This is a genomic window from Variovorax sp. KK3, from assembly GCF_001984055.1.
Taxonomy (GTDB): domain Bacteria; phylum Pseudomonadota; class Gammaproteobacteria; order Burkholderiales; family Burkholderiaceae_C; genus Variovorax.
In genome coordinates this window covers 1-23,478 of record NZ_LYVO01000074.1, presented here as the reverse complement: position 1 = coordinate 23,478, position 23,478 = coordinate 1, and the positions used below count along the sequence as shown (strand labels likewise).

Annotated in this window: 25 protein-coding genes; 20 read left to right on the top strand and 5 right to left on the bottom strand. The window is 68.7% G+C overall.

Going from position 1 to position 23,478, the window contains the following annotated elements:
- The first annotated feature begins 19 nt into the window (after positions 1 to 19).
- The 3 genes from B0W80_RS27040 to B0W80_RS27030 all read left to right on the top strand — a co-directional run bounded on the left by B0W80_RS27040 (position 20) and on the right by B0W80_RS27030 (position 3,182).
- A complete protein-coding gene (locus B0W80_RS27040) occupies positions 20 to 979 on the top strand; it encodes a tripartite tricarboxylate transporter substrate binding protein (RefSeq protein WP_077002246.1) in 960 nt (319 codons plus the stop codon).
- A gap of 108 nt (positions 980 to 1,087) precedes the next feature.
- Complete coding sequence (locus B0W80_RS27035; RefSeq protein ID WP_083745666.1) at positions 1,088 to 1,663, top strand: tripartite tricarboxylate transporter TctB family protein; 576 nt, start codon at positions 1,088 to 1,090, stop codon at positions 1,661 to 1,663.
- A gap of 1 nt (position 1,664) precedes the next feature.
- Complete coding sequence (locus B0W80_RS27030; protein ID WP_077002245.1) at positions 1,665 to 3,182, top strand: tripartite tricarboxylate transporter permease; 1,518 nt, start codon at positions 1,665 to 1,667, stop codon at positions 3,180 to 3,182.
- 72 nt (positions 3,183 to 3,254) lie between these two features.
- On the opposite strand, the gene B0W80_RS27025 is transcribed toward B0W80_RS27030, so the two are convergent.
- Positions 3,255 to 3,707, bottom strand: coding sequence for a hypothetical protein (locus tag B0W80_RS27025; protein WP_143684801.1), 453 nt, complete (start codon positions 3,705 to 3,707; stop codon positions 3,255 to 3,257).
- A 147-nt stretch (positions 3,708 to 3,854) separates the two neighbouring features.
- On the opposite strand from B0W80_RS27025, the gene B0W80_RS27020 reads away from it, so the two are divergent.
- From B0W80_RS27020 to B0W80_RS26970, 12 genes are all read left to right on the top strand, one after another.
- Positions 3,855 to 4,559 (top strand): Crp/Fnr family transcriptional regulator, encoded by a 705-nt coding sequence (locus tag B0W80_RS27020; RefSeq protein WP_077002244.1) that lies wholly within the window; start codon positions 3,855 to 3,857, stop codon positions 4,557 to 4,559.
- A gap of 156 nt (positions 4,560 to 4,715) precedes the next feature.
- A complete protein-coding gene (locus tag B0W80_RS27015; RefSeq protein ID WP_077002243.1) occupies positions 4,716 to 5,537 on the top strand; it encodes a creatininase family protein in 822 nt (273 codons plus the stop codon).
- 2 nt (positions 5,538 to 5,539) lie between these two features.
- Entirely contained in the window at positions 5,540 to 6,334 is a 795-nt protein-coding gene (locus B0W80_RS27010; protein ID WP_256856696.1) for an ABC transporter ATP-binding protein, read from the top strand.
- Positions 6,312 to 7,196, top strand: coding sequence for an ABC transporter permease (locus tag B0W80_RS27005; protein WP_083745664.1), 885 nt, complete (start codon positions 6,312 to 6,314; stop codon positions 7,194 to 7,196). Before B0W80_RS27010 ends, B0W80_RS27005 begins: the two co-directional genes overlap by 23 nt.
- 54 nt (positions 7,197 to 7,250) lie before the next feature.
- Positions 7,251 to 8,618 (top strand): FAD-binding oxidoreductase, encoded by a 1,368-nt coding sequence (locus tag B0W80_RS27000; RefSeq protein ID WP_077002262.1) that lies wholly within the window; start codon positions 7,251 to 7,253, stop codon positions 8,616 to 8,618.
- A 35-nt stretch (positions 8,619 to 8,653) separates the two neighbouring features.
- Positions 8,654 to 9,673 carry an ABC transporter substrate-binding protein gene (locus B0W80_RS26995; protein WP_077002241.1) on the top strand — a complete coding sequence of 340 codons (1,020 nt, stop codon included), beginning with the start codon at positions 8,654 to 8,656 and terminating at the stop codon, positions 9,671 to 9,673.
- Between the two features lie 4 nt (positions 9,674 to 9,677).
- Positions 9,678 to 10,649: a PDR/VanB family oxidoreductase gene (locus B0W80_RS26990; protein ID WP_077002240.1), complete on the top strand. Its 972-nt coding sequence runs from the start codon at positions 9,678 to 9,680 to the stop codon at positions 10,647 to 10,649.
- Positions 10,650 to 10,702: 53 nt separating this feature from the next.
- A complete protein-coding gene (locus B0W80_RS26985) occupies positions 10,703 to 11,404 on the top strand; it encodes a TetR family transcriptional regulator C-terminal domain-containing protein (RefSeq protein WP_083745663.1) in 702 nt (233 codons plus the stop codon).
- Positions 11,401 to 12,594: an amidohydrolase family protein gene (locus tag B0W80_RS26980; RefSeq protein WP_077002239.1), complete on the top strand. Its 1,194-nt coding sequence runs from the start codon at positions 11,401 to 11,403 to the stop codon at positions 12,592 to 12,594. The genes B0W80_RS26985 and B0W80_RS26980 overlap by 4 nt, the downstream gene beginning before the upstream one ends.
- 36 nt (positions 12,595 to 12,630) lie before the next feature.
- Positions 12,631 to 13,089, top strand: coding sequence for a RidA family protein (locus tag B0W80_RS26975; protein WP_077002238.1), 459 nt, complete (start codon positions 12,631 to 12,633; stop codon positions 13,087 to 13,089).
- Between the two features lie 123 nt (positions 13,090 to 13,212).
- Positions 13,213 to 14,268, top strand: coding sequence for a hypothetical protein (locus tag B0W80_RS34530; RefSeq protein WP_143684800.1), 1,056 nt, complete (start codon positions 13,213 to 13,215; stop codon positions 14,266 to 14,268).
- The gene (locus B0W80_RS26970; RefSeq protein ID WP_083745661.1) at positions 14,156 to 14,611 is read left to right on the top strand and encodes an ankyrin repeat domain-containing protein; all 456 of its coding nucleotides are present in this window, start codon (positions 14,156 to 14,158) and stop codon (positions 14,609 to 14,611) included. Before B0W80_RS34530 ends, B0W80_RS26970 begins: the two co-directional genes overlap by 113 nt.
- Positions 14,612 to 14,618: 7 nt before the next feature.
- Here the strand turns inward: B0W80_RS26970 and B0W80_RS26965 are convergent, their stop codons facing one another.
- From B0W80_RS26965 to B0W80_RS26955, 3 genes are read right to left on the bottom strand one after another with little or no spacing between them, the layout of a single operon-like run.
- A complete protein-coding gene (locus B0W80_RS26965; protein ID WP_077002236.1) occupies positions 14,619 to 15,440 on the bottom strand; it encodes an IclR family transcriptional regulator in 822 nt (273 codons plus the stop codon).
- Between the two features lie 23 nt (positions 15,441 to 15,463).
- Positions 15,464 to 15,916 carry a MaoC/PaaZ C-terminal domain-containing protein gene (locus B0W80_RS26960; protein WP_077002235.1) on the bottom strand — a complete coding sequence of 151 codons (453 nt, stop codon included), beginning with the start codon at positions 15,914 to 15,916 and terminating at the stop codon, positions 15,464 to 15,466.
- Positions 15,913 to 17,133 (bottom strand): CaiB/BaiF CoA-transferase family protein, encoded by a 1,221-nt coding sequence (locus B0W80_RS26955; protein WP_077002234.1) that lies wholly within the window; start codon positions 17,131 to 17,133, stop codon positions 15,913 to 15,915. Before B0W80_RS26955 ends, B0W80_RS26960 begins: the two co-directional genes overlap by 4 nt.
- Positions 17,134 to 17,304: 171 nt before the next feature.
- Between B0W80_RS26955 and B0W80_RS26950 the strand changes: the two genes are divergently transcribed.
- From B0W80_RS26950 to B0W80_RS26930, 5 genes are read left to right on the top strand one after another with little or no spacing between them, the layout of a single operon-like run.
- The gene (locus B0W80_RS26950; protein WP_077002233.1) at positions 17,305 to 18,309 is read left to right on the top strand and encodes a C4-dicarboxylate TRAP transporter substrate-binding protein; all 1,005 of its coding nucleotides are present in this window, start codon (positions 17,305 to 17,307) and stop codon (positions 18,307 to 18,309) included.
- A 38-nt stretch (positions 18,310 to 18,347) separates the two neighbouring features.
- Complete coding sequence (locus B0W80_RS26945; protein WP_077002232.1) at positions 18,348 to 18,887, top strand: TRAP transporter small permease; 540 nt, start codon at positions 18,348 to 18,350, stop codon at positions 18,885 to 18,887.
- Positions 18,884 to 20,197: a TRAP transporter large permease gene (locus tag B0W80_RS26940; protein ID WP_083745660.1), complete on the top strand. Its 1,314-nt coding sequence runs from the start codon at positions 18,884 to 18,886 to the stop codon at positions 20,195 to 20,197. Before B0W80_RS26945 ends, B0W80_RS26940 begins: the two co-directional genes overlap by 4 nt.
- 27 nt (positions 20,198 to 20,224) lie before the next feature.
- Complete coding sequence (locus B0W80_RS26935) at positions 20,225 to 21,349, top strand: extracellular solute-binding protein (protein ID WP_077002230.1); 1,125 nt, start codon at positions 20,225 to 20,227, stop codon at positions 21,347 to 21,349.
- A gap of 46 nt (positions 21,350 to 21,395) precedes the next feature.
- Positions 21,396 to 22,538 (top strand): CaiB/BaiF CoA-transferase family protein, encoded by a 1,143-nt coding sequence (locus B0W80_RS26930; RefSeq protein WP_077002229.1) that lies wholly within the window; start codon positions 21,396 to 21,398, stop codon positions 22,536 to 22,538.
- Between the two features lie 18 nt (positions 22,539 to 22,556).
- Here B0W80_RS26930 and B0W80_RS26925 read toward each other — a convergent pair whose 3' ends face one another.
- Complete coding sequence (locus tag B0W80_RS26925) at positions 22,557 to 23,198, bottom strand: trimeric intracellular cation channel family protein (protein ID WP_077002228.1); 642 nt, start codon at positions 23,196 to 23,198, stop codon at positions 22,557 to 22,559.
- Positions 23,199 to 23,478: the final 280 nt, after the last annotated feature.

Below are 23,478 nucleotides of genomic sequence, written 5' to 3'. Positions count from 1 at the left end.
TTCCCCAAAGGAGACACGCATGCGTCGAGATACCTTTCTGAAGTCCTTGGCCGCCCTGGCCGCCACCGGTGCCCTGCCGCTGTCGGCATGGGCTGCTCCCAACATCAAGATGATGCTCCCCGCCAACCCCGGCGGTGGCTGGGACACCACCGGGCGCGCGCTGGGCAAGGCCTTGACCGACGGCAAGCTCGCCGACACCGTCACCTACGACAACAAGGGCGGCGCCGCCGGCGCGCTGGGCCTGGCGCAGTTCGTCAACGGCTCCAAGGGCGACCCGAACGCGATGATGGTGATGGGCGCCGTCATGGTCGGCGGCATCATCACCGGCAAGCCGCCGGTCGACCTGTCGAAGGCCACGCCGCTGGCGCGCCTGACCAGCGAATACAACGTGTTCGTGCTGCCCGCCAACTCGCCGATGAAGACCATGGCCGACGTGGTCGAGCAGCTCAAGAAGGACCCGGGCAGCGTCAAGTGGGGCGGCGGTTCGCGCGGCTCCACGGAGCACATCGCCGCGGCCATGATCGCGACCAAGGTCGGCGTCGATCCTTCGAAGATCAACTACGTGGCCTTCCGGGGAGGTGGCGAAGCCACCGCGGCGGTTCTTGGCGGCAACGTCACGGTCGGCGGCAGCGGCTACAGCGAATTCGCCGAGTACATCAAGACCGGCAAGATGCGCGCCATCGCCGTCACCTCGGCCCAGCGCCTGCCCGGCATCGACGTGCCCACGCTCAAGGAGCAGAAGATCGACGTCGAGATCGGCAACTGGCGCGGCGTGTACGGCGCGCCCGGCATCACGCCCGAGCAACGCAAGGCCCTCATCGACCTGATCCTGGCCGCGATCAAGACGCCGTCGTGGGCCGAGGCCATGAAGAAGAACGACTGGACCCCCGCCGTGCTGTCGGGCGACGCCTTCTCCAAGTTCGTGGACGAGGAGTTCGCGAGCCTGCGCGCGACGATGCACAAGTCCGGCATGGTCTGATCGCCACCGCCGCGCGCCACACCGCGCGCGGTCGGGACCGCGCGCCGCGATGCGGCGCGCGCCATTCTTTCTTCGTTCCCTTCCCGTTCACACGCGAGGTCCAGAACAATGTCCAACACCGACCCCACGCAGAGTGGGTTTGCCCATCTCGCCGCCCGCGACCCGTTCGAGCCTCCACCGCCGAAGGCCGCGGTCTGGCCGCAGACGCTGGTCGGCGCCGGCGTGCTGCTCACCGGCCTCGCGCTGGCCTACGGCGCGACCGGCATCTCGTCCGAGGCCGGCTACGGCGGCGTCGGCCCCAACTTCCTGCCGTGGCTCGTCTCGGTGGCGCTCACCATCTGCGGCGCCTGGATCATCTGGGAAGCCCGCACCGGCGGCTTCCGCGAGATGGATGCGTCCGACGGCGAGCCCTGCTACTGGAGCGGCTTCGCGTGGGTGTCGGCCGGGCTGCTGCTCAACGCGGGCCTGATCACCTACATCGGCTTCATCCTGAGCTGCACGCTGTGCTACTTCCTCGCGGTGCAGGGCCTGCGGCGCTCGAAGGGGCAGGCCGGCGTGAACGCGCCGCGCACCTGGCTCAACGACGTCGTCACCGGCTTCCTCATCGCGGCGCCGGTGTACTGGATGTTCACCAAGTTCCTGGCCATCAACCTGCCTGGCCTCACCGCCACCGGATGGATCTGACATGGACATCTTCGCTGCATTGATCCAGGGCTTCGCGGCCGCCATCACGCCCGCGAACCTGATGTGGTGCCTCGTGGGCTGCGCCCTGGGCACGGCCGTCGGCGTGCTGCCCGGCATCGGCCCGGCGGTGGCGGTGGCGATGCTGCTGCCCATCACCGGCAAGGTGGACATCACCGCCTCGATGATCTTCTTCTCGGGCATCTACTACGGCGCCATGTACGGCGGCTCCACCACCTCCATCCTGCTGAACACGCCGGGCGAAACGGCCAGCATGGTGACGGCGATGGAGGGCAACAAGATGGCCAAGAACGGGCGCGCTGGCGCCGCGCTGGCCACCGCCGCCATCGGCTCCTTCGTGGCCGGCAGCATCGCGACTGTCATCGTCACGCTGTTCGCGCCTTTCGTGGCCGACTTCGCCGTGAAGCTGGGGCCGCCGGAGTATTTCCTGCTGATGCTGCTGGCCTTCACCACCGTGAGCGCGGTGCTGGGCAAGAGCACGCTGCGTGGGCTCACGGCGCTCTTCATCGGCCTGGCGGTCGGCTGCATCGGGCTCGACCAGATCTCGGGCCAGGGCCGCTACACCGGCGGCATCTCCGAACTGCTCGACGGCATCGAGATCGTGCTGGTCGCAGTCGGCCTGTTCGCGGTGGCCGAGGTGCTCTACGCGGTGCTGTACGAGGGGCGCGTCGAGGAAACGCAGAACAAGCTGAGCCGCGTGCACATGACGAAGCGCGAGTGGAAGCGCTCCATTCCGGCCTGGCTGCGCGGCACCGCGATCGGTACGCCCTTCGGCTGCATCCCGGCCGGCGGCACCGAGATTCCGACCTTCCTGAGCTACGCGATGGAAAAGAAGCTGGTCAAAGACCCGGTCGACCGCGCCGAGTTCGGCACCAAGGGCGCGATCGAAGGCGTGGCCGGCCCGGAGGCTGCCAACAATGCCACCGTCACGGCCGCGCTGATTCCGCTGCTCACGCTGGGCATCCCGACCTCGAACACCACGGCCATTCTCTTGGGCGCGTTCCAGAACTACGGCATCCAGCCGGGCCCACAGCTCTTCACCACCTCGGCCGCGCTGGTGTGGGCGCTGATCGCCTCGCTCTACATCGGCAACATCATGCTGCTGGTGCTCAACCTGCCGATGGTGGGCCTGTGGGTCAAGCTGCTCAAGATCCCGAAGCCGCAGCTCTACGCCGGCATCCTGATCTTCGCGACCGTGGGTGCCTACGGCATGCGCCAGAGCTCCTTCGACCTCGTGCTGCTCTACGCGATCGGCGTACTGGGCGTGGTGATGCGGCGCTTCGACTTCCCGACCGCGCCCGTGGTGGTCGGCATGATCCTGGGGCCCCTGGCCGAGGCCCAGCTGCGCAACGCGATGTCGATCGGCGAAGGCAGCCCTGCGGTGTTCTTCCAGCGGCCGATGTCGATCGCGCTGGTCATCATCGTGCTGGCCGTGCTCATCCTGCCGCGCCTGGCCAAGCGCATGAGCGAGAAGAAGCTGCGCGCCGCAGCGGCCGGCTGAGCCCGGCCACCCGGCGGCGCGCCTTCGCGAGCCTGCCGCTCATGCGTCGGCGCACCTTGGCAAGCCTGCCGCTCATTCCGCGGCGGGCTGCCCGCTTCCCTGGGCTGCGGTCGTGCGTTCACCGGTGCCGGTGAGGCGCGACAGCTCGGCCTGGTACTCGGGGCCGTTGCGCAGGCGCTGGTACATCGCCATGCGCGCGCGGTTGTCGGCGCGCATCGGGTCGTAGCCTTCGCGGTACGCCGTCTGGCCGAGGCCGGCCCGCAGCCACATGTTGAGATCGGCCACCGCCTCGGCGCGGCTCACCGCACCGGTCGGCGCGTCGGCCGGACCCACGCGCAGCTCCTGCGGCGTGCGGGCGTCCATGGCGGCCGAGGCCATGTAGCCATGCATCACATCGGCGCGGCTGGCCATGCTCGCGGTGGTGGGCAGCGGCGCGCCGACCCAGGCTTCCGCCGGGACCGTCTGGGCGGCGGCCAGGCCCGCCCATGCCATCAACGAGACAACGAGAACTTGCTTCGTATTCATGATGAAATCTCCTGAGCTGGTGGTTTTGATGTGATGGCAGCGGAAATCGCATTCATCACGGAAGCCACTGTCGTGCAAGCGCCACCGGTTGACTGTGCGTTTGCGCACAGCTTTCACAACGAGGGCCCCTCCAGCGTGAGTACCCCCATGTCGTCCGAGCGTTCGGCCCTGGGCCTGCAGCGCATCGCCCTGCTGAAGGACTTGCCGCGCGAGCGGCTCGAACAGTTGGCGCGGCAATGCCAGTGGCAAAGCCTGCCGGCCGGCCAGCCTTTGATGCTGCGTTCGGAGCACAAGAGCGACGTGGTGTTCCTGGTCTCGGGCCGTCTGCGCGTGACCACCTACGCCGCCAGCGGCCGGCAGGTCACCTTCCGCGATGCGCAGGACGGCGAGCATTTCGGCGAGATCTCCGCCATCGACGGTCGCCCGCGCTCGGCTGACGTGGTCACTCTGCAGCCCAGCGTGGTCGCGAGCCTCGACCGCGTCGCCTTCCTCGCGCTGCTGCGCGACGAGCCCGCGGTCGCCGAGCGCGTGCTGCGCAACCTGGCCGGGCTGGTGCGGCAACTCTCCGAGCGCGTGATCGACCTCAGCACGCTGGCCGTGCAGAACCGCGTGCATGCGGAGCTGCTGCGCATCGGCCAGGCCGCGGGTGTGCAAGACAACCAGGCGCGGCTCGACCCGGCACCGACGCATGCCGAACTGGCGAGCCAGATCGGCACCAACCGCGAGCAGGTGACGCGGGAACTCAACGCCCTGCGCCGAGACGGCCTGTTGGCGAAGGAGGGCAGGGCCTTGGTGCTGGTGGACGTTCGGCGCCTGGAGCGGATGGTGGAGGAGGTCAGGGGCGCGGCGTAGAGGTTCCGGGCCCAGGCGCTCGCGGCGTCGGAATCAAGATCGACCAATCGATCAAAAGATGTATCCATTCCCTGCAAGATAAGGGAAAACCATGGCGCATCTTTTTTATCCGAATGGATAATTTAGGCACACCAACCATTTGGCGAGGCCTAGCTGATGAACGCCCCACGACCCCACAGCCGCTACTGGTCCGACTGGACCAGCGAAGCCTTCTCGCGCCTCGATCGATCGCGCGTCATCGCGGTGCTGCCGGTGGGCGCCACCGAGCAGCACGGTCCGCACCTGCCGATGTCGACCGACACCGCCACCATCGACGGCATGGTGCGCGCCGCGCTGCCGCACCTGCCGGACGACCTTCCGGTGCTTTTCCTGCCGACCGTGGCCTACGGCAAGAGCAACGAGCATTCACGCTACCCGGGCACGCTGACCATCTCGGCATCGACACTGATCGCGATGTGGATGGAGATCGGCGACTGCGTCGCCAAGGCCGGCGTGCGCAAGCTCGTGCTCTTCAACAGCCACGGCGGGCAGATGTCGGTGATGGACATCGTGGCCCGCGACCTGCGCGAGCGCCACGGGATGATGGTGGTGGCGGCCAACTGGTACACGCTGGGCCTGCCCGAGGGCCTGTTCAGCGCGCATGAAGGCCGGCACGGCGTGCACGCCGGGGACCTGGAAAGCTCGGTCATGCTGCACCTCACGCCCGACGACGTGCGCCCCGCGGAGTTCCGTCGCTTCCGCTCCATGACCGAAGAGCTGGCGGAAGAGAACCGCTTCCTCTCCATCACGCCCAGCGGCAAGCTGGGCTGGCAGATGCACGACATCAATCCGCAGGGCGCGGCCGGCGACGCCACCCTGGCCACGGCCGCGAAGGGCGCGGCGGTGCTCGACCACGTCGGCCGCCGATTCACCGAGTTGCTGCAGGAAGTGGACCGCTTCCCCCTCGAGCGCCTCGCCAACGAACCGGCCTGGCAATGACCATGGCGCAGCACGACGCGGCGGCGCTGGTCCGCCTGAACAACGTCAGTAAGCGTTTCGCCAACGGCACCCTGGCCCTGCAGGGCATGAGCCTGGCGTGCGGCGAGCACGACTTCATCAGCTTCCTCGGCCCCTCGGGCTGCGGCAAGAGCACGGCACTGCGGCTGATCGCCGGCCTCACGCGGCCCAGCTCGGGCACGCTGGCCTGGGCCGATGCGGGCACGGGCCAGGCCGGGCGCGACCGCGAACTCGGCTTCGTCTTCCAAGAGCCGACCTTGATGCCCTGGGCGCGCGTCTTCGACAACGTCTGGCTGCCGCTGAAGCTCTCCGGGGTCTCGCGCGATGCCGCGGCGCCCGTGGTCAAGGATGCGCTCGAGATGGTCGGCCTGTCGCGCTTCGCCGAGGTCTACCCGCGCGAGCTGTCGGGCGGCATGAAGATGCGCGTCTCGATCGCGCGCGCGCTGGTCACGCGGCCGCGGCTCCTGTTGATGGACGAGCCCTTCGCCGCGCTCGACGAGATGACGCGCATCAAGCTCAACAACGACCTGCTCGCGATCTGGCGCGAGCACCGCTTCTCGATCATCTTCGTCACGCACAGCGTCTACGAATCGGTCTACCTGTCCAACCGCATCGTGGTGATGGCGCCGCGCCCCGGCCGCGTGGTCGAGGAGATCCGCGTCGACGAGCCCTATCCACGCGGCGATGCCTACCGCACGTCCACCCGCTACAACGCCCACTGCGCGGCGGTGTCGCAATCCTTGCACGGAGCCCTCCATGGCGTCGACATCGATCACTGAGAACCCTTCGCTGGCCGAGCTGCAGGCTGCCGCGCCTTCCGCCGCCGACCTGCAGACGCACGAAGACCGCTTGCGCCGGCGCGAGTCGATGCTGCGCGTCGCCATCCCCACCGCGCTGGTGGCGGCGCTGCTGGTGCTGTGGGAAGTGCTGGTGCGCGTCTACGAGGTGCCGCACTACATCATTCCTGCGCCCTCACTGGTTTTCACGACGCTCATCGACAACTGGGGCACGCTCTCGTCGGCGCTGTGGTTCACCGTCAAGCTCACGCTGCTGGCGCTGGCCGCGGCCATCGTCGGCGGCGTGCTGCTCGCGATCTGCTTCGCGCTCTTCAAATGGGTCGAGATCGGCCTGTTCCCGATCGCGGTGATCCTGCAGGTCACGCCCATCGTCGCCATCGCGCCGCTGATCCTGATCTACGTTTCCAGCACCACCGCCGCGCTGCTGCTGTGCGCCTGGATCGTGGCCTTCTTCCCGATCCTGTCGAACACCGTCATCGGCCTGAAGAGCGCCGACCGCAACCTGCGCGACCTGTTCCAGCTCTACAGGGCCTCGCCCTGGCAGATGTTCCGCTACCTGCTGGCGCCGAGCGCACTGCCGTACTTCATGGCCGGCCTCAAGATCGCCGGCGGGCTGAGCCTGATCGGCGCGGTGGTGGCCGAGTTCACCGCCGGCACGGCCGGGCGCGAGACCGGGCTGGCATCGCGCATCCTGGAGTCGAGCTTCCGCACCGAGATCCCGATGATGTTCGCGGCGCTGTTCCTGGTGTCGCTGCTGGGCATCGCGATCTTCATCGTCTTCGCGGCGCTCTCGCGCATGGTGCTGGGGCACTGGCACGAGAGCGAGATGCGGGGCGAGCGCTAAGCCATGGACGCCGTCACCATTGCCGAGGGCGCATTCGCCCAGGCTTCTTCTCGCATGCCCGCCCGCACCGTCGACTGGGACGCCGTGGCGCGCGACCTGCACGGCCTGAACGTGATCGCCTCGCCCGGCCAGCGCAAGCAGCTGTCGAAGGACTTCTACTGGTACAGCCCGATCCTCACCGAACAGCTCGCCGGCTGCGTCGCCGACCTGGTAGTGAAGGTCAGCACCGAGGACGACGTGCGCCAGGCCGCAGCCGTGGCCGCCAAGTGGCAATTGCCGCTCACTGTGCGCGGCGGCGGCACCGGCAACTACGGCCAGTGCGTGCCGCTCTCGGGCGGGCTGGTGCTCGACGTCACGCCCATGTGCCGCGTGCTCGACATCGGCCCCGGCCGCGTGCGCGTGCAGGCCGGTGCACGCATGCACGACATCGAGGCGGCGGTGGCCGAGACCGGCCAGGCCTTGCGCATGTGGCCGTCCACCTGGCACGTGGCGACCATCGGTGGTTTCATCGCAGGTGGCTTCGGCGGCATCGGCTCGATCCGCCACGGCATCCTGCGCGATCCTGGCAACCTGCTGCGGGCGCGGGTGATGACCGTGGAGCGCGAGCCGCGCGTGATCGAACTCGCGGGCGACGAAATCCAGCAGGTGCACCATGCCTACGGCACCAACGGCGTCATCCTCGACGTCGAAGTGGCGCTGAGCCCGGCGGTCGACTGGGTGCATTGCATCGCGCTGTTCCCGTCGTACCGCCAGGTGATGGATTTCGGCGTGGCGGCCAGCACGCCGGCGATCGAGCTGTTCCTGTTGTCCGCCGTCGATGCGCGCTTCTCGCCGTACTACGCCAACCTGGGCGAGCATTTCCCGCCCGACCGGCATGCGATGTTCATGATGGCCGCGCCCGGCTCGATGCCGGCGCTGCATGCGCTCGCCGAAGCGCACGGCGGCCGCATCTCGCTGGCCGGCACCGAGGCCGCGCTGCACGCGATGGGCCTGCCGCCGGCCTACGAATGCGCCTACAACCACACCACGCTGCAGGCGTTGAAGGTCGATCGCAGCTGGACCTACCTGCAGGTCGCCTACGCGCAACCCTTCGACCCCGCGGTGGTCGACCGGCACATCGCCTTGTTCGGCGACGACGTGCTGCAGCACCACGAGTTCGCCCGCGCCGGCGGCGAGTACGGCACCTTCGCCATCCTGCTGGTGCGCTGGAAAGGCGAGGCCCACCAGTACGAGCTGATCCGCGAGATCGAGTCCGAAGGCGGCTGCGTGATCTTCAACCCGCACGTGGTGACCATCGAGGACGGCGGCATGAAGACCATCGACACGCAGCAGATCGACTTCAAGAAGCAGAGCGATCCGATGGGCCTGATGAACCCCGGCAAGACCCGCGGCTGGACGCCCGACATGGCGCGCGAAGCCTGACCTTCACTCCGAGACACCCCACGAAAGGACCGACCATGCAAGCCTCAGCCTCTTCCATCGCCCGCCCCGTGCTGGCCGCCATGCTCGCCTGCAGCGCGATCGCAGCCGTCGCGCAAGACAAGGTGGTGCTGGCCACCAACTGGCGCGCGCAGCCCGGGCACGGCGGCTTCTACCAGGCGCTGGCCGACGGCACCTACAAGAAGTTCGGCCTCGACGTCGACATCCAGCAGGGCGGGCCGCAGGTCAACAACCGGCCCATGCTGCCGGCCGGCAAGGTCGACTTCCTGATGACCGGCAACATGCTGATGGCCTTCGACAACATCAAGCAGAAGGTGCCGACGGTGGTCGTCGCGGCCTACTTCCAGAAAGACCCGCAGGCCATCATCGCCCACCCGGGGCAGGGCATCGAGAAGTTCGCCGACCTCACCAAGGCCAAGACCGTGCTGCTGGCCAAGGACGGCCAGATCAGCTACTGGCAGTGGATGAAGAAGGCCTACGGCATGCGCGACGAGCAGATTCGCCCCTACAACTACAGCCTGTCGCAGTTCCTGGCCGACAAGCAGTCGGTGCAGCAGGCCTATGCCACCTCGGAGCCGCTGGCGGTGGAGAAGCAGGCCGGCTTCAAGCCGGTGGTGCTCTCGCTGGCCGACGCGGGCTGGTCGACCTACGGCATGGTGATCGAGACGCGGCAAGACCTGGTGAAGACCAAGCCCGACCTGGTGCGCCGCTTCGTGGAGGCCTCCAACATCGGCTACTACAACTACCTCTACGGCGACCGCAAGGCGGCCGATGCGCTGATCCGCAAGATCAACCCGGACATCAGCGAGGAGTACATCGAGAAGTCGCTGCCGATCCTGCGCGAGCACATCGACGTGGGCGACGCGGCCACGCAGGGCATCGGCGCGATCAGCGATGCGCGCATGAAGGACTTCCATGGCAAGGCCGTCGCCGCCGGCCTGTACAAGGACAGCGACTTCAACTACGCCGACGCCTACACCACGCAGTTCGTCAACAAGGGCACGGGGCTGGAGCTGCGCAAGGCGGCCGCGAAGTAGCGCCATGACCGAACGCACCCTCACCGTGCGGGTGGCGCGCATCGCGCGCCAGACGCCGGAGATCCTGTCCTTCGAGCTGGCCCATCCGGCCGGCCGCGAACTGCCCTCGTACCAGGCTGGCGCCCACATCGACGTGCACATGCCAGGCGGCTTTTCGCGCCAGTATTCGCTGGCGCGCGCGCACGGCGAGGCGTCGGCGTCGGCCTACCTGATCGGCGTCAAGCGCGAGGCCGTGAGCCGCGGCGGCTCGGCGTCGATGCATGCCCGGCTGCGCGAAGGCGACCTCATCGCGATCAGCGCCCCGCGCAACACCTTCCCGATTCGCCCCGAGGCTCGCCGCCATCTGCTGCTGGCAGGCGGCATCGGCATGACCCCGCTGCTGGCGATGGCGCAGGCGCTGGCGCGCGAGGGCGCCGACTTCGAGCTTTGCCTGTTCGTGCGCGGCGAGGAGCACCTGGCCTTCGCCGAGGCCCTGCGTTCGCCCCTGCTGGCACCGCACGTCCGGCTGCACTTCGACACCGGCGAAGCAGGAGAGGGCGGGCGCAGGATCGACCTGCGGCAACTGCTGGCCGAACGCCGTCCCGGCACGCACCTCTACGTCTGCGGCCCCGGCGGCTTCATGGCGGCCGTGCGCGAGGCCGCTTCGCACTGGCCCGAGGAGGCACTGCATGCCGAGTACTTCGCTGCACCCGACGGCGCCGCCGTGGCCGGCGGCCGGCCTTTCACGCTGCGGCTCGCACGGCGCGGCATCCACGTGCCGGTGGCGGCCGACCAGACGGCGGTGGATGCGCTGCACGCTTTCGGTATCGACATTCCCGTGTCCTGCGAGCAGGGCCTGTGCGGCACCTGCGTGGTGGGCGCGGACGGTGCCGGCGCCGAGCATCGCGACTTCTGCCTGACCGGCAGCGAGCGACACGCGAAGGTCGCGCTGTGCTGCTCCCGAGCCAAGGGCGACGAACTGGTGCTCGACCTGTGAGGCCCCACAAGCACGCGTCGGGCACGCGCCATCGCTCTGGCACCATGCCGTCGATGACCAGACGAAACAGCACCCCTGATCCTGCCGCCCTGTCGACGGGCGCCGAGCCTGATGCACCGGACGCACCCGACGCACCCGCCACGCGCGGCCGCTCGCGCAAGTACACGCAGGTGCTCGGCGTGATCTACCAGTCCGCGGTCGAGGTCTTCGCCGCCGACGGCCTGGCGGGCGCGTCGACGCAGGCCATCGCCGACAAGGCAGGGCTGTCGAAGGCGCAGCTGCACTACTACATCGACAGCAAGGAAGCGCTCTACCGCCAGGTGCTGCAGGACATCATCAACGACTGGATCGGCGTGTTCGGCTTCAGCGACGAGGCCTTCGGCCCGCGCAAGGTGCTCACCGATCTGATCCATCGCAAGATGGCGTTCTCGTTCGAGCATCCGCTGCGCTCGCGCATCTTCGCGGCCGAGATGATGCGCGGCGCGCCGGTCATCAAAGAGATGATGGGCACGAGCAAGCAGCGCACCGACCAGGCCGCCGCCGTCATCCAGAACTGGATCCACCGCGGGCTGATGGACCCGGTGGACCCGATGCTCTTTCTCTTCAACCTCTGGGCCGTGACCCAGTTCTACGCCGACCATGCGGCCCAGGTGGCCTACTTCCGCGACGTGCCCCACAGCGACGAGAAAGACCGGCGCTATCTCACCGAGCAGGTCACCGAGTTCCTGCTGAAAGCGGCCGGGGTGCGCCCATGATCCTCGAAGCCCTTCGCATCCCGCCACGCCTTCGCGCTTTCTCCGCAGGCGATGCCGAGGTGTTCGACCTGCGCATCGAGGGCGCCCAGGTCGCCGCCATCGAACCCACCCGCGAGCCAGCCCGCGGCACCCTGTTGAGCGCGCTGGTCGATGCGCATGTGCACATCGACAAGAACTACACCGTACGAGACGTCGGCGCGGCCGAAGGCAGCCTGTTCGCGGCCATCGAGCGCATGGCGGCGCACCAGGCCGCGGCCACGCCCGAGGCGCTGCACGCCGGCATGGAGCGCGCGCTCGACGAAGCCTGGCAGGCCGGCACGCGGGCGCTTCGCACGCACCTGGACTGGCCCGGCGCCGACGCACCGGCGTCGCTCGCCGTCTTCGAGGATCTGCGCGCCCGCTGGCAAGACCGCGTCGCCATGCAGTTCGTCGCCCTGGTCCCGCTCGACGTATTCGCCGATGCCGCTGCCGGGGAACGCATCGCGCAGGCCGTGCAGCGCGCCGGCGGCGTGCTTGGCGCCTTCGTCTACCGCAACGACGGCATCGTCCACAAGCTGGGCCGTGTGTTCGACCTGGCGCAGACGCACGGGCTGTCGCTCGACTTCCACGTGGACGAAGGCCTCGATGCCGATGCCACCGGGTTGCGCAGCATCGCGCAACTGACCATCGCGCGCGGCCTGCAGGGCAGGGTGGTCTGCGGCCATGCCTGCTCGCTGGCCGCGCAGGACGACGCCTTTGCGCGCGAGACCCTGGGCTTCTGCGTGGAGGCCGGCCTGCACCTGGTGGCGCTGCCCACCACCAACCTCTACCTGCAGGGCGCGTGGAATCGCACGCCGGTCGAGCGCGGCATCACCCGGCTGCGGGAGGCGGCGGAGCTCGGCCTGCGCGCCAGCCTGGCCACCGACAACGTGCAAGACGCGTTCTACCCATATGGCGGCTACGACCTGGTCGAGACCTTCGGCCTCGGCGTGCAGATGGCGCACCTGGCCCCGGCGACCGACTGGCTGGACGCCATCACCCTCAGCCCCGCGCGTGCCCTGGGCCTGGCCTGGGATGGCCGCATCGCGCCCGGCTGCCCGGCCGACCTGGTGCTGCTGGCCGCGCGCGACGAATACGAACTGCTCGACCCGCGCGGCCGACGCCGCACCGTCATCCGCGCGGGCAGCGAACTCGAGAAGAGCCAACCGTAGACAACGAACCCTGGACAACGAACTGGAGACGAACGAATGAGCATGGGCAAACCGATGGCCAACTACGCGGCCGCCAAGCGCGTGGGCGATTTCATTTTCATGAGCGGCGTGGTCGCCGTCGACCCGGCCACGCGCCGCGCCGTGATGGGCTACGACCAGATTCCCGACGCTGCCCGCGATGCGCTGGGCGGCCTGGGCTACGCCACCGGCCAGATGTCGGTCGACGTGTTCGAGGCGCCTGTCGTGGCGCAGAGCTGGTTCGTGCTGGAGCGCATCCGCCAGATCGCCGTCGAGCACGGCGGCACCATGGGCGACGTGGTCAAGCTGGTCCAGTACTTCCGTCGCCTGCCCGACTACGCGCTCTACAACCGCGTGCGCGGCCTGTTCTACCCGGGCGAGCCGCCGGTCAGCACGGTGGTGGAGGTCTCTCGCTTCCTGCCGGGGGACGACGTGCTCGTGGAGGTGGAGGCGACGATGTACCTGCCGTTGCGCTGAGGCGTCGCGGCCAGGGGCGCCCAGCGCCGCTATGATCCGCGCCCATCCAGAACAACGACCCCGGCAGGCGCTGCGTTGCGGGGAGGAGCCATGAACCCTTTTGCGTCCGCGTCGCATCGCAGCGTGCGAAGCTTCTCCGTCCCCGATCTGCGCGCACGCGCCCGTGCACTCGACGCGGCTTCCATCGCGGACAGGCGCCTGCCCGAGCGATCGTGGGGCTTCGACCTGCACGTGCTGTTGGTCATCGGCCCGAGCAACGATGAATTCGGACGCGCGTCGACCAGCTTCGATGCTGCGACCCGAGGGCTGCACATGCACGCGATGGGCGAAGGCTGCAAGCCGTTCACCATCGACGACGTCGTGCAGAAGGCATGCGCCGTGCCGCCCGAGGCTCGCTCCCGAACCCGCGTGCTGATCTGGGCGCATGGCTGTTCGGCCGGCGAGGCAGGGCACCAGCTCGAACTCGGGGAGCCGCACGAAGACTTTTCGACAGCCGAACTGCTGGCGCGGCTGGTGGCCCTGGGCTTCCGCCGCTTCTCGGTGTATTCGTGCGAGATCTGCATCGACGATCAGCGCATCGCTGCCGATGAATCGGTGATGCAGCCCGGGGTGGTCTGCAAGTTTCAGGGCGGCACGGGCACGAGCTTCATGGCCGACAACCAGTTGTCCATCCTGGAAGAACTGCGGAATTTGAGCGAATACCGCGCGCGCGGCGTCACGCCAGACCCGATCGGCGAGTACGCCGAGGCGCTCTACCAGTCATCGCAGAGTCTGAGCTTCGTGGTGGCGTCGGAAGACGCGATGGGCGAGCCCATGGGAGGGAAGGTCTTGCGCTTCGAGGAGTGCGCGCCCGACCAGATGGGGCCGGACGAAGTCACCCACCGTATCGATCGCATGACGGCAGTCACAGCCGAAGGGCTGCCCCTCGACGTAGAGGGGCTTCGAGAAGCGCTCCATGCGGTGTCACAGAGAACGCTGACCGAGGCAGAGAACACGGTGCACCTGAACGCGGCCCTCACGCGTGCGGCAATGCGATCAGGCGACGCTCGACGGAACGGTGCCGCTCATGGAGGCTGCCAAGAACGGTTACCGCAAAATCATGAAGGTGCTCCTGGAGGCAGGGGCCTCGATCGACCTGGCCTGCGACCGCGGTGCGACGGCGCTGCTGATGGCGGCTGAATTCGGCCACGTCGGCGTCGTCGAGTTGTTGATCGCCTCTGGAGCCGAGGTCGACCTTGCGGCATACGACGGGTCGACGCCGCTGCTGATGGCTGCCAGGAACGGCTACGTCACGGTGGTTGCTGCCCTGGTCCATGCCAAGGCCGACGCGAACAAGGCCCGCCAGGACGGCACGACGCCGTTGACGGCAGCGGTGAAGCATGGGCGCACCGAGGTGGTGAAGATGCTCGTGGCCCGGGGGGGTGTCGGCCGCGCGAAGCTGAAGGAGCTGATCGGCATCGCGCACACGCGACGCCGTTGGTCGCTTGCGTCGTTGCTGGCGACGGCAGCCGCGAAGACCTGACGATCGACTAGGCCATGCCCGCGATTCCGGCGATGCGCGCGATGTCCTCCGCGCACTTCTGCAGCCGCGGCAGCAGGTCGAACAGGTCGTTGTCCGGCGCATGCGTGCCGCGCAGCGATGCGATGGTGAGCACCGCGCGGGTGTGGCTGCGGACGCTGCCCACGGGCACGCTGAGGTCGCGTCCGCCGACGAAGCGCGCGTTCTCGGCATAGCCCCAGCCGTCGTCGCGCATCTTGCCGAGCATGGCGAGGTAGGCGCTGCGGTCGGCGGCGCTCTTGCGCAGGAACTCGGCGCGGCGCGACAGCAGGTCGTCGCGCTCGGCCTCGGGCGAATTGGCCAGCAGCACCTGGCCCGACAGCGTGTCGACCGCGGAGTGCAGCGAGCCGGCTTCCACCGAGAGGCGGATCGAGGTCGGCGCATCGACCTGCGTCAGCACCAGCAACTGGTCGCGATGCAGCACGCTCAGGTGACACGACTCGCGGATGGTGTCGACCAGCTCGCGCATCGGCGCGGTGGCCGCGCGCAGCAGTTGCTCATGGGGCGAATGCGTGCGGCTCAGCTCGAACAGCTTGAGCGTGAGCACGTAGCCGCCGTTGTCCTCGCGCCGAAGGTAGCCGCGCGCTTCCAGTGCGCTGAGCATGCGGAACAGTTCGCCGGGCTCGCGGCCCAGCGCGCGGGCGAGCTGGGCCTGCGTCATCGGCACGGCCTGCGCCGACAGCAGCTCCAGCACGTCGAGCGCCTTCTCGACCGCCGGCACCGCGTACTTGCTGCGGCGTTCGGCGTCGACCGGATTCGTCTCGGGGGCGGTGCTCGTGCGGGGAGGGCTCATCGGGCTCGCAGTTTAGTCCTGACCTACGCTTGGAGACCGCGCCGCTCGACGATGTGCAGATGCTCGCAGGCCAGCACCGTCTCTTGCCGCTGGTTGGTGATCGTCACCGTCTCGACCACGATGCCGTGGCCGGCGCGCTTGGGGTGGTCGCGCCGGTCGGTGATCTCGACCTTCGAGTAGATCGTGTCGCCGATGAACACCGGCTTCACGAAGCGCAGCCGGTCGTAGCCATAGGACATGGCGCGCGGATTGATGACGGTCGCCGTCAGGCCGATGCCCACGCTGAACACCAGCGTGCCGTGCGCGATGCGCTGGCCGAAGTCCTGCGTGGCGCACCAGGCGGCGTCCATGTGGTGCGGGAAGAAGTCGCCGGTCTGGCCGGCGTGCATCACGATGTCGGCCTCGGTGATGGTGCGGCCGGTGGTCGTGCGCGTGGCGCCGAGCACGTAGTCTTCGAAGAATTGTTCGTGGGTCATGGTGATGAATGGGATGAGGTGGTGCCGGCGCGGCCCGGCAGGCCGAGTTCGGCAGCGATGGCGTCGGTGTCGGCGCCCAGGCGCGGCGCGCCCCGTTCGCTGTAGAGCCGCCGGCCGTCGATGCGGATCGGGCAGCGCGTGGTCTGCATCGCTGCGCCGCCGGCGCTGCGGATGGTCTGGGTCATGCCGAGCGTGGTGAAGGCCGGGTGCGCGGCGAGCTGCGGCCAGCTCATCACCTCGGCGCACCAGACGCCGGCCGGCTCCAGGATGCCGAGCCAATGTGCGCTGGATTGAACGAGCAAGTCCCGCTGCAACTGCCGCTTGAGCGCGTCGCGGTCCTTGAACCAGACGGTGCGGTCGGCCGCCATGTCGGCCAGCGCCTGGCTGCCGATCAGCTCGGCGAGCCGGTCCATCGGCGTCATCGCGACCGCCATGAAGCCGTCGCGCGTGCGGTAGATGCCGTAGGGCGCGGCGCCATGCACGCTCGCATGGTTCTCGGCGGTGCGCTGCGGCTGCGTGCCGTCGCCGTTGAGGAAGGCGGTGAAGGGTTCGAACTGCAGGTCGAGCGCCGATTCGAGCAGGCTCACGTCGACCCGGCCGCCGCGCCCCGTCACGCCGCGGCGCAGCAGTGCGGCGAGGATGCCCTGCACCAGGTGTGCGCCGGTGATCACGTCGATCATCGACACGCCGGCCGGCACCGGCGGGCCGTCGCCCTCCGCGCCCGCGTCGCCGCTGAGCCAGGCCAGGCCCGAGAGCGACTGCACGAGCAGGTCCTGGCCCGGCTTGTCCTTCCACGGCCCTTCCTCGCCATAGCCCGTGACGGCCGCGTAGACGATGCGCGGGTTGAGCGCCAGCACCGTGCCGGCATCGAGCCCGATGCGCTCCATCACGCCGGGTCGGAAGTTGTGGATCATCACGTCGGAGCGCTCGATCAGCGCCTTCACGCGCGCCAGGTCGTCCGGTGATTTGAGGTCGGCCGCGAAGCTGCGCTTCCTGCGGTTGATGGTGTGGAAGAGGGCGCTGTCGCCCTCGAAGCTTTGATCGGCCAGCACCAGGCCGCGGCACAGGTCGCCGACATCGGGGCGCTCGACCTTGATGACGTCCGCGCCCAGGTCGGCCAGCCGCAGCGCGCACGAGGGGCCGGCGAGGAACTGGCTGAAGTCCAGCACCCGCAGGCCTTCGAGCGGCAATCCGTCCTGGTCTTGCGATTCAAGCATAAGCAAACATTCGATTCATGGAAGATTCATAAACATGGGAGCGAGACCGGCTTGCCCTTGAAAACCCTAATCGACAAGCCCTGCACTGCCCTTCATGATTTCATATATGAACATTGCGTTCATATAGGAATTACACCAATGCGCGCAATGCGCCATTTCTGGAGACAACGCATGACATCTCGCCGCACCTTCGCTTCGACCCTTTCCACCCTTGCCGCAGGCCTGGCTCTGGCGCTCTGCGCCGCCGCACCTGCCGCCGCGCAAAGCTACAACCTGCGCTTCTCGACCTCGCAGGTGAACCCCAACGAGCCGGTGGTGAAGGTGATGCATTCCTTCGCCGACCGGGTCAAGGAGCGTTCGGGCGGCCGCATCACGTTGAACATCTTCACCGGCGACCAGCTCGGCCCGCAGAAGAAGGTCAACGAGATGATCAAGGGCGGCGCGCGCGTGCTGAGCGTGACCGATTACGGCCAGCTGAGCCAGTTCGTGCCCGACGTCGGCATCCTGGCCGGCCCCTACCTCTACGGCAACCAGGACGAGGCGAAGAAGCTCTTCGCCTCCGATGTGTTCAAGGAGCTGTCGGGCCGCCTCGAACAGCAGGGCCTGAAGCTGATCGTGGCCGACGGCCTGTTCGGCGTGCGCCACCTGCTCGGCAGCAAGCCGGTGCGCACGCCGGCCGACATGGCCGGCATGACGCTGCGCGTGCCGCCGTCGCCGATCATGCTGGAGACCTTCACCGCGCTCGGCGGCCGGCCCACCGCGCTGCCGTGGGGCGAGGTCTACAACGCGCTGCAGACCAACGTGGTGGATGCGGCCGAGGCCAACTACGGCTCGCTGGTCGGCTCCAAGCTCTACGAAGTGCGCAAGGTGCTGTCGACCACCGCGCACCAGACCATGTACGTGGCCATGGTCACCAGCACCGACTTCTTCAAGAGCCTGCCGCCCGACCTGCAGGCCGTGCTGCTCGACGAAGGCAAAAAGGCCGGCGCCGAGCTGACGCAGCTCACGCTGGCCTCGGACGCCGGCTACGCCGAAGAGATGAAGAAGAACGGCGTGCAGATCGTCACCGACGTGGACAACAAGGCCTTCGCCGAGAAGGCGCGCGTGGCCTACGCCAAGGTGCCGGGCCTCACGCCCGGCATGTACGACAAGGTCCGTGCCGCAATGACGCGCTGAGCCGCCGGCCCGGTCGAACCCGACAACAAGAAGATCGAATGACTGAACCGGTCGCCCATGCCGCGGGTGCGGCATCCCCTGGGCCCTCGCCAGGGCCTCTCTTGAGCCTGCGCCGCGCAGACGAAGCCATCGGCGTCGTCTGCGCGGTCGCGATCGTGCTGTCGATCACCTGGGGAGTGGTCACGCGCTACCTGTTTCCGCAGCCGGCCTCGTGGACCTTCGAGGTCGCGGTCATCGCCTTCGGGTGGCTGGTGTTCTTCGGCTCTGCGGCCTGCATCCGCTGGCGCATGCATGCCGACGTGGATGCGCTGGTCGCGATGTTTCCGCCGGCCGTGCGCCGCGCGATCTTCATCTTCAACTGGTGGCTGCTGGCCGCGCTCTTCGTCACGCTCACGGCCATGTTCGTATGGCAGTCGGTCATCGCGCATTCGATTCGCGTGGTGGTCATCGACATGCCGCGCTCCGTCGTCTACGGGCCGATGGCCTTCGCCTCGCTGCTCATGCTGGTGCAGCACCTGCTGCTCAAGCCCTGGGCCACCGGCTGGAAATGGCAGCCGTCTTCGGAGATGTCCCTGTGAGTTCGCTTCACCTCTGGCTGCCGGCCATCCTGATGCTGGTGCTGCTGGCCCTGCAGACGCCCATCACCTGGTCGATGGCCATCGCCGCGCTCGGCTTCTTCCTGCTCAACCTGGGCGAGATGCCGCTCGCCAACTTCGCGCAGCAGATGTCGGAAGGCACCGAGTCGGTGTCGCTGCTGGCGCTGCCCTTGTTCGTGCTGGCCGGCTGCATCATGAACGCGTCGGGCATCACGCGCCGGCTGCTGAACCTGGCCGAGGTGCTGGTCGGCCACATGACGGGCGCGTTGGCCCAGATGTGCACGGTGCTCGCCACGCTGCTGGGCGGGCTCACCGCCTCGGCCAACGCCGATGCCGCCATGCTGGCCAAGACCATCGGCAACCAGATGGTGGCGCGCGGCTACAGCGCGTCTTTCGCCGCGGTCATCACCTCGTCGGCAGCCATCATCACGGCGCTGATCCCACCGTCGATCGGGCTCATCATCTACGGCTTCCTGGCCGAGGCGTCGATCGGCCGGCTGTTCGCGGCCGGCATCGTGCCGGGCCTGCTGCTGGCCGTGGCGCTGATGCTCACCACGCACGTGCTGGCCATCAAGCGCAACTACAAGCCGCAGCGGGCCAAGCGCGCCAACGCGAGGGAGTTGGGCCACGCGCTGGTCGATGGCCTGTGGGCGCTGTCGATTCCGGTGGTCATCATCCTGGGCACGCGCTACGGCGTCTTCACCACCACCGAGTCGGGCGCGGTGGTCGTGCTCTACGTGCTGCTGGTCGCGATCTTCGGCTACCGCGAGATGAAGCTGCGCCAGCTGCCCGAGGTGCTGGCCGAATCGGTGCGCGATTCGGCGAGCGTGATGATGATGATCTGCGCCGCCTCGGCCTTCGGCTTCTACCTGTCGTGGGAGCAGGTGCCGCAGGCGATGTCGGGCTGGCTCGCGGGCACCACCAAGGACCCGATCCAGCTGCTGCTGCTCATCAACCTCGTGCTGATCGTGCTGGGCACCGCCATCGAAGGGTCGGCCGCGCTGATCATCCTCACGCCGATGCTGCTGCCGCTGATCGAGGGCGCGCACATCGACAAGGTGCACTTCGGCATCGTGCTCATCACCAACCTCACCATCGCGGGCATCACCCCGCCGGTGGGCGGGCTCATGTACATCTCGTCGCAGACGCTCAAGGTGCGCATGGGCGACTACTCGCGCGAGGTGGTGCCTTACCTGGCCGTGATGATGGTGCTGCTGATCATCCTATCGGTGTTTCCGCAGCTGTCGCTGTGGCTGCCGAACCTGCTGTACGGCACGGGCGCCGTGCAGTAGCGCCAACCTCATTCTTTTCGACGACGCATGACGAACATCATCCTCAAGGGCATGACGTGGGACCACCCGCGCGGCCATGATCCGCTCGCCGCCTGCTCGGCACTCTGGAAAGAGCGCACCGGCGTCGAGATCCGCTGGGACCGCCGCTCGCTGCAGGACTTCGAGTCCTTTCCGGTCGACGAACTGGCCCGCCAGTACGACCTGATCGTGATCGACCACCCGCACGTGGGCCAGGTCACGCGCGAAGGCTGCCTGCTGCCGTTCGACGAAGCCCGGCTCGCGTCGATCGCGCAGGGCACGGTGGGGCGCTCCTTCGACAGCTACCACTGGGAAGGCCGCCAATGGGCGCTGCCCATCGACGCCGCCACGCAGGTGCAGGCCTGGCGGCCCGATCGGCTGGCGGCGGCGTCGGCCGACTGGAACGAGGTCATGCAGCTCGCGCGCGACGGACGGGTGGCCTTGCCGCTTCGCCCGCCCCATTCGCTGATGTGCCTCTACACGCTGTGCGCGCAGCGGGGCGCGCCGGGCCGCGTGGAAGGCCCGGCGCTGTTCGATTTGGACGTGGCCGCCGAAATCTGTGAGCAGCTACGCGAGCTGATCGGGCTGGTCGATCGGCAGTGCCTGGGCATGGACCCGATCGCGGTCTTCGAAGCCATGGCCCAGCCCGACGCCCGCATCGACTGCGTGCCGCTGATCTACGGCTACGTCAACTATGCGTGGGCCGGTTTCCGGCCCGTGCGGCTGGGCTTCGCCGACATCCCGCGCATCGAGGGGCGGGGTTGCGAGGGCTCGGCCCTGGGCGGCACGGGCATCGCGGTGTCGGCACGCACGGCGCACGCTGGCGAGGCGTTCGATTTCGCCGTGTGGGTGGCCGATGCGCAGGCACAGCGCGGCCCGTTCGCTGCGGCCGGCGGTCAGCCGGGCCACGCGGCGGCATGGGAAGACGACGCGGTGAATGCCGCCGCGGGCGACTTCTACCGCGCGACGCGCGCCACGCTCGAAGGCGCGTGGGTCCGGCCCCGGCACGATGGCTACATGCCTTTCCAGCACGCGGCGTCCCAGCGGCTCAATGAAGGTTTGCTGAACGGCGAGCCGGCGCGCGCGATCGTCGAGGCGCTCAACGCGATGTTCCAGGAGAGCCTGTCTTCATGAGTTGCTCCGTGCGCAAAGCAAGGGTTCGAGACGAGGGGCGCGAGCGATGACGGCGCCATTGGAAGGCCTGCTCGTCCTCGACCTGGCGCAGTTCCTCTCCGGCCCCTCGGCCGCGCTGCGCCTGGGCGATCTCGGCGCGCGCGTCATCAAGGTCGAGCGCCCCGGCAGCGGCGACATCTGCCGCACGCTGTACTTGACCGACACCGACGTGGGTGGCGACTCCACGCTGTTCCATGCGATCAACCGCAACAAGGAGAGCCTGGCGGTCGACCTCAAGTCGGCCGACGACCTGGCCGCGCTGAAGCGGCTGGTGGCGCGGGCCGACGTGCTGATCCAGAACTTCCGCCCCGGCGTCATCGACCGCCTGGGCCTGGGCTACGAAGCGGCGCGCGCGCTCAATCCGCGCCTGGTCTACGCCGGCGTGTCGGGCTACGGCGAAAGCGGCCCCTGGGCCGACATGCCGGGGCAGGACCTGCTCGCGCAATCGCTCTCGGGCGTGACCTGGCTCAACGGCCACGAAGGCGAAGGCCCGGTGCCGCTGGGACTGTCGATCGCCGACATGCTGGCCGGCCACGTGCTCACCGAAGGCATCCTCGCGGCACTGGTGCGGCGCGGCATCACGGGCGAGGGCGGCCTGGTGCAGACCAGCCTGCTGGAGGCCCTGATCGACCTGCAGTTCGAACTGCTCACCACCCACCTGAACGACGGCAACCGGCCGCCGGCCCGCGCGGATTTCCGCAATGCCAACGCCTACCTCGCGGCGCCCTACGGCATCTACCCAACGCGCGACGGCTACCTGGCGCTCGCGATGATGCCGCTCGGCCAGCTGGCCGCCACGCTGCCGCTGCCGGCACTCGAAGCCTATGGCGCGGAGGACGCGTTCACGAAGCGCGACGAGATCAAGCGCCTGATCGCCGTCGAGCTGTCTCAGCAGGACACCGCGCATTGGCTCGACCGGCTACGCCCGGCCGACGTGTGGTGCGCCGAAGTGCTCGACTGGCCGCGCCTGCTGCAAAGCCAGGCCTTCGGCAGGCTCGACATGCTGCAGACCGTGCAGCGCGGCGACGGCACGCCCGTGCGCACGACACGCGCGCCGGTGCGCATCGACGGCAGCCGCGCGCTCAGTGCGCGCGGGGCGCCGCGCGTGGGTGAACACAGCGCGGCGATCCGCGCCGAATTCGGGCTCTGAAGCCGCCGGCCGAGGCCGCTACTCCGATCGCCACGCCGGCAGGCGCCACCCCAGCACCATCGCCAGCACCCGCAGCAGCGTCGCGGTGCTCGCGGCCGCCACCAGCCCGAGCCATTGCGGCAGGCCCAGAAACTCTGCGCCCACCACCAGCCAGCCGCCGGCGAAGGCGCACAGCGCATAGGGCCGGTGGTCGCTGAACGCCCGCGGGATCTCGTTGCAGACGATGTCGCGCAGCACGCCGCCGCAGACGGCCGTCACCAAGCCCATCAGCACCGCGACGATGGCCGGCTGGCCGGTGCCCAGCGCGATCTGCGTGCCGCTGGCCGCGAACAGCCCCAGTCCCAAAGCGTCGGGCCACTGCATCGCGCGCTCGGTCGGCGCGAAGTGCCGCGAGCGCATGAAGAACATCGCCGCGATGCACAGCGCGAGCAGACCCCAGAGCCAGCCCGCGTGCTGCACCCAGAAGAAGGGCCGCCGGTCGAGCAGCACGTCGCGCAGCGTGCCGCCGCCGAAGGCCGCGAGGCCGGCGACCACGCAGACGCCCACCGCATCGAGCCGCTTGCGCGCCGCCTCGATCAGGCCCGACAACGCGAAGGCCAGCGTGGCCGCCGCTTCGATCGCCACCTGGGCGTGGGACAGCGACAGCGACAGGGTCGGCATGGCGGACGGTGGCGTGGGCCGGGGCAGGGAAGGGGTGTCGATGGTAGACGCCTCCTCCAATCTTGGGACGCAGGGGCAACTCGGGGCGGCGTCGGTCTCGAACAATGACCCCATGACGCGTGCCGACGGCAGGCGACCCCCTTCATCGACCCGACGTGCCATGTTTCCCGATGCCGTGCTCCATACCTCCCGCGGACCTGCCTGGCGTGCCGTCGCCGCGGCTCGGCTCGTGGCGGTCTACGCGATGACGGTCGGGCTCGGCGTGTTCCTGGACCCGGGC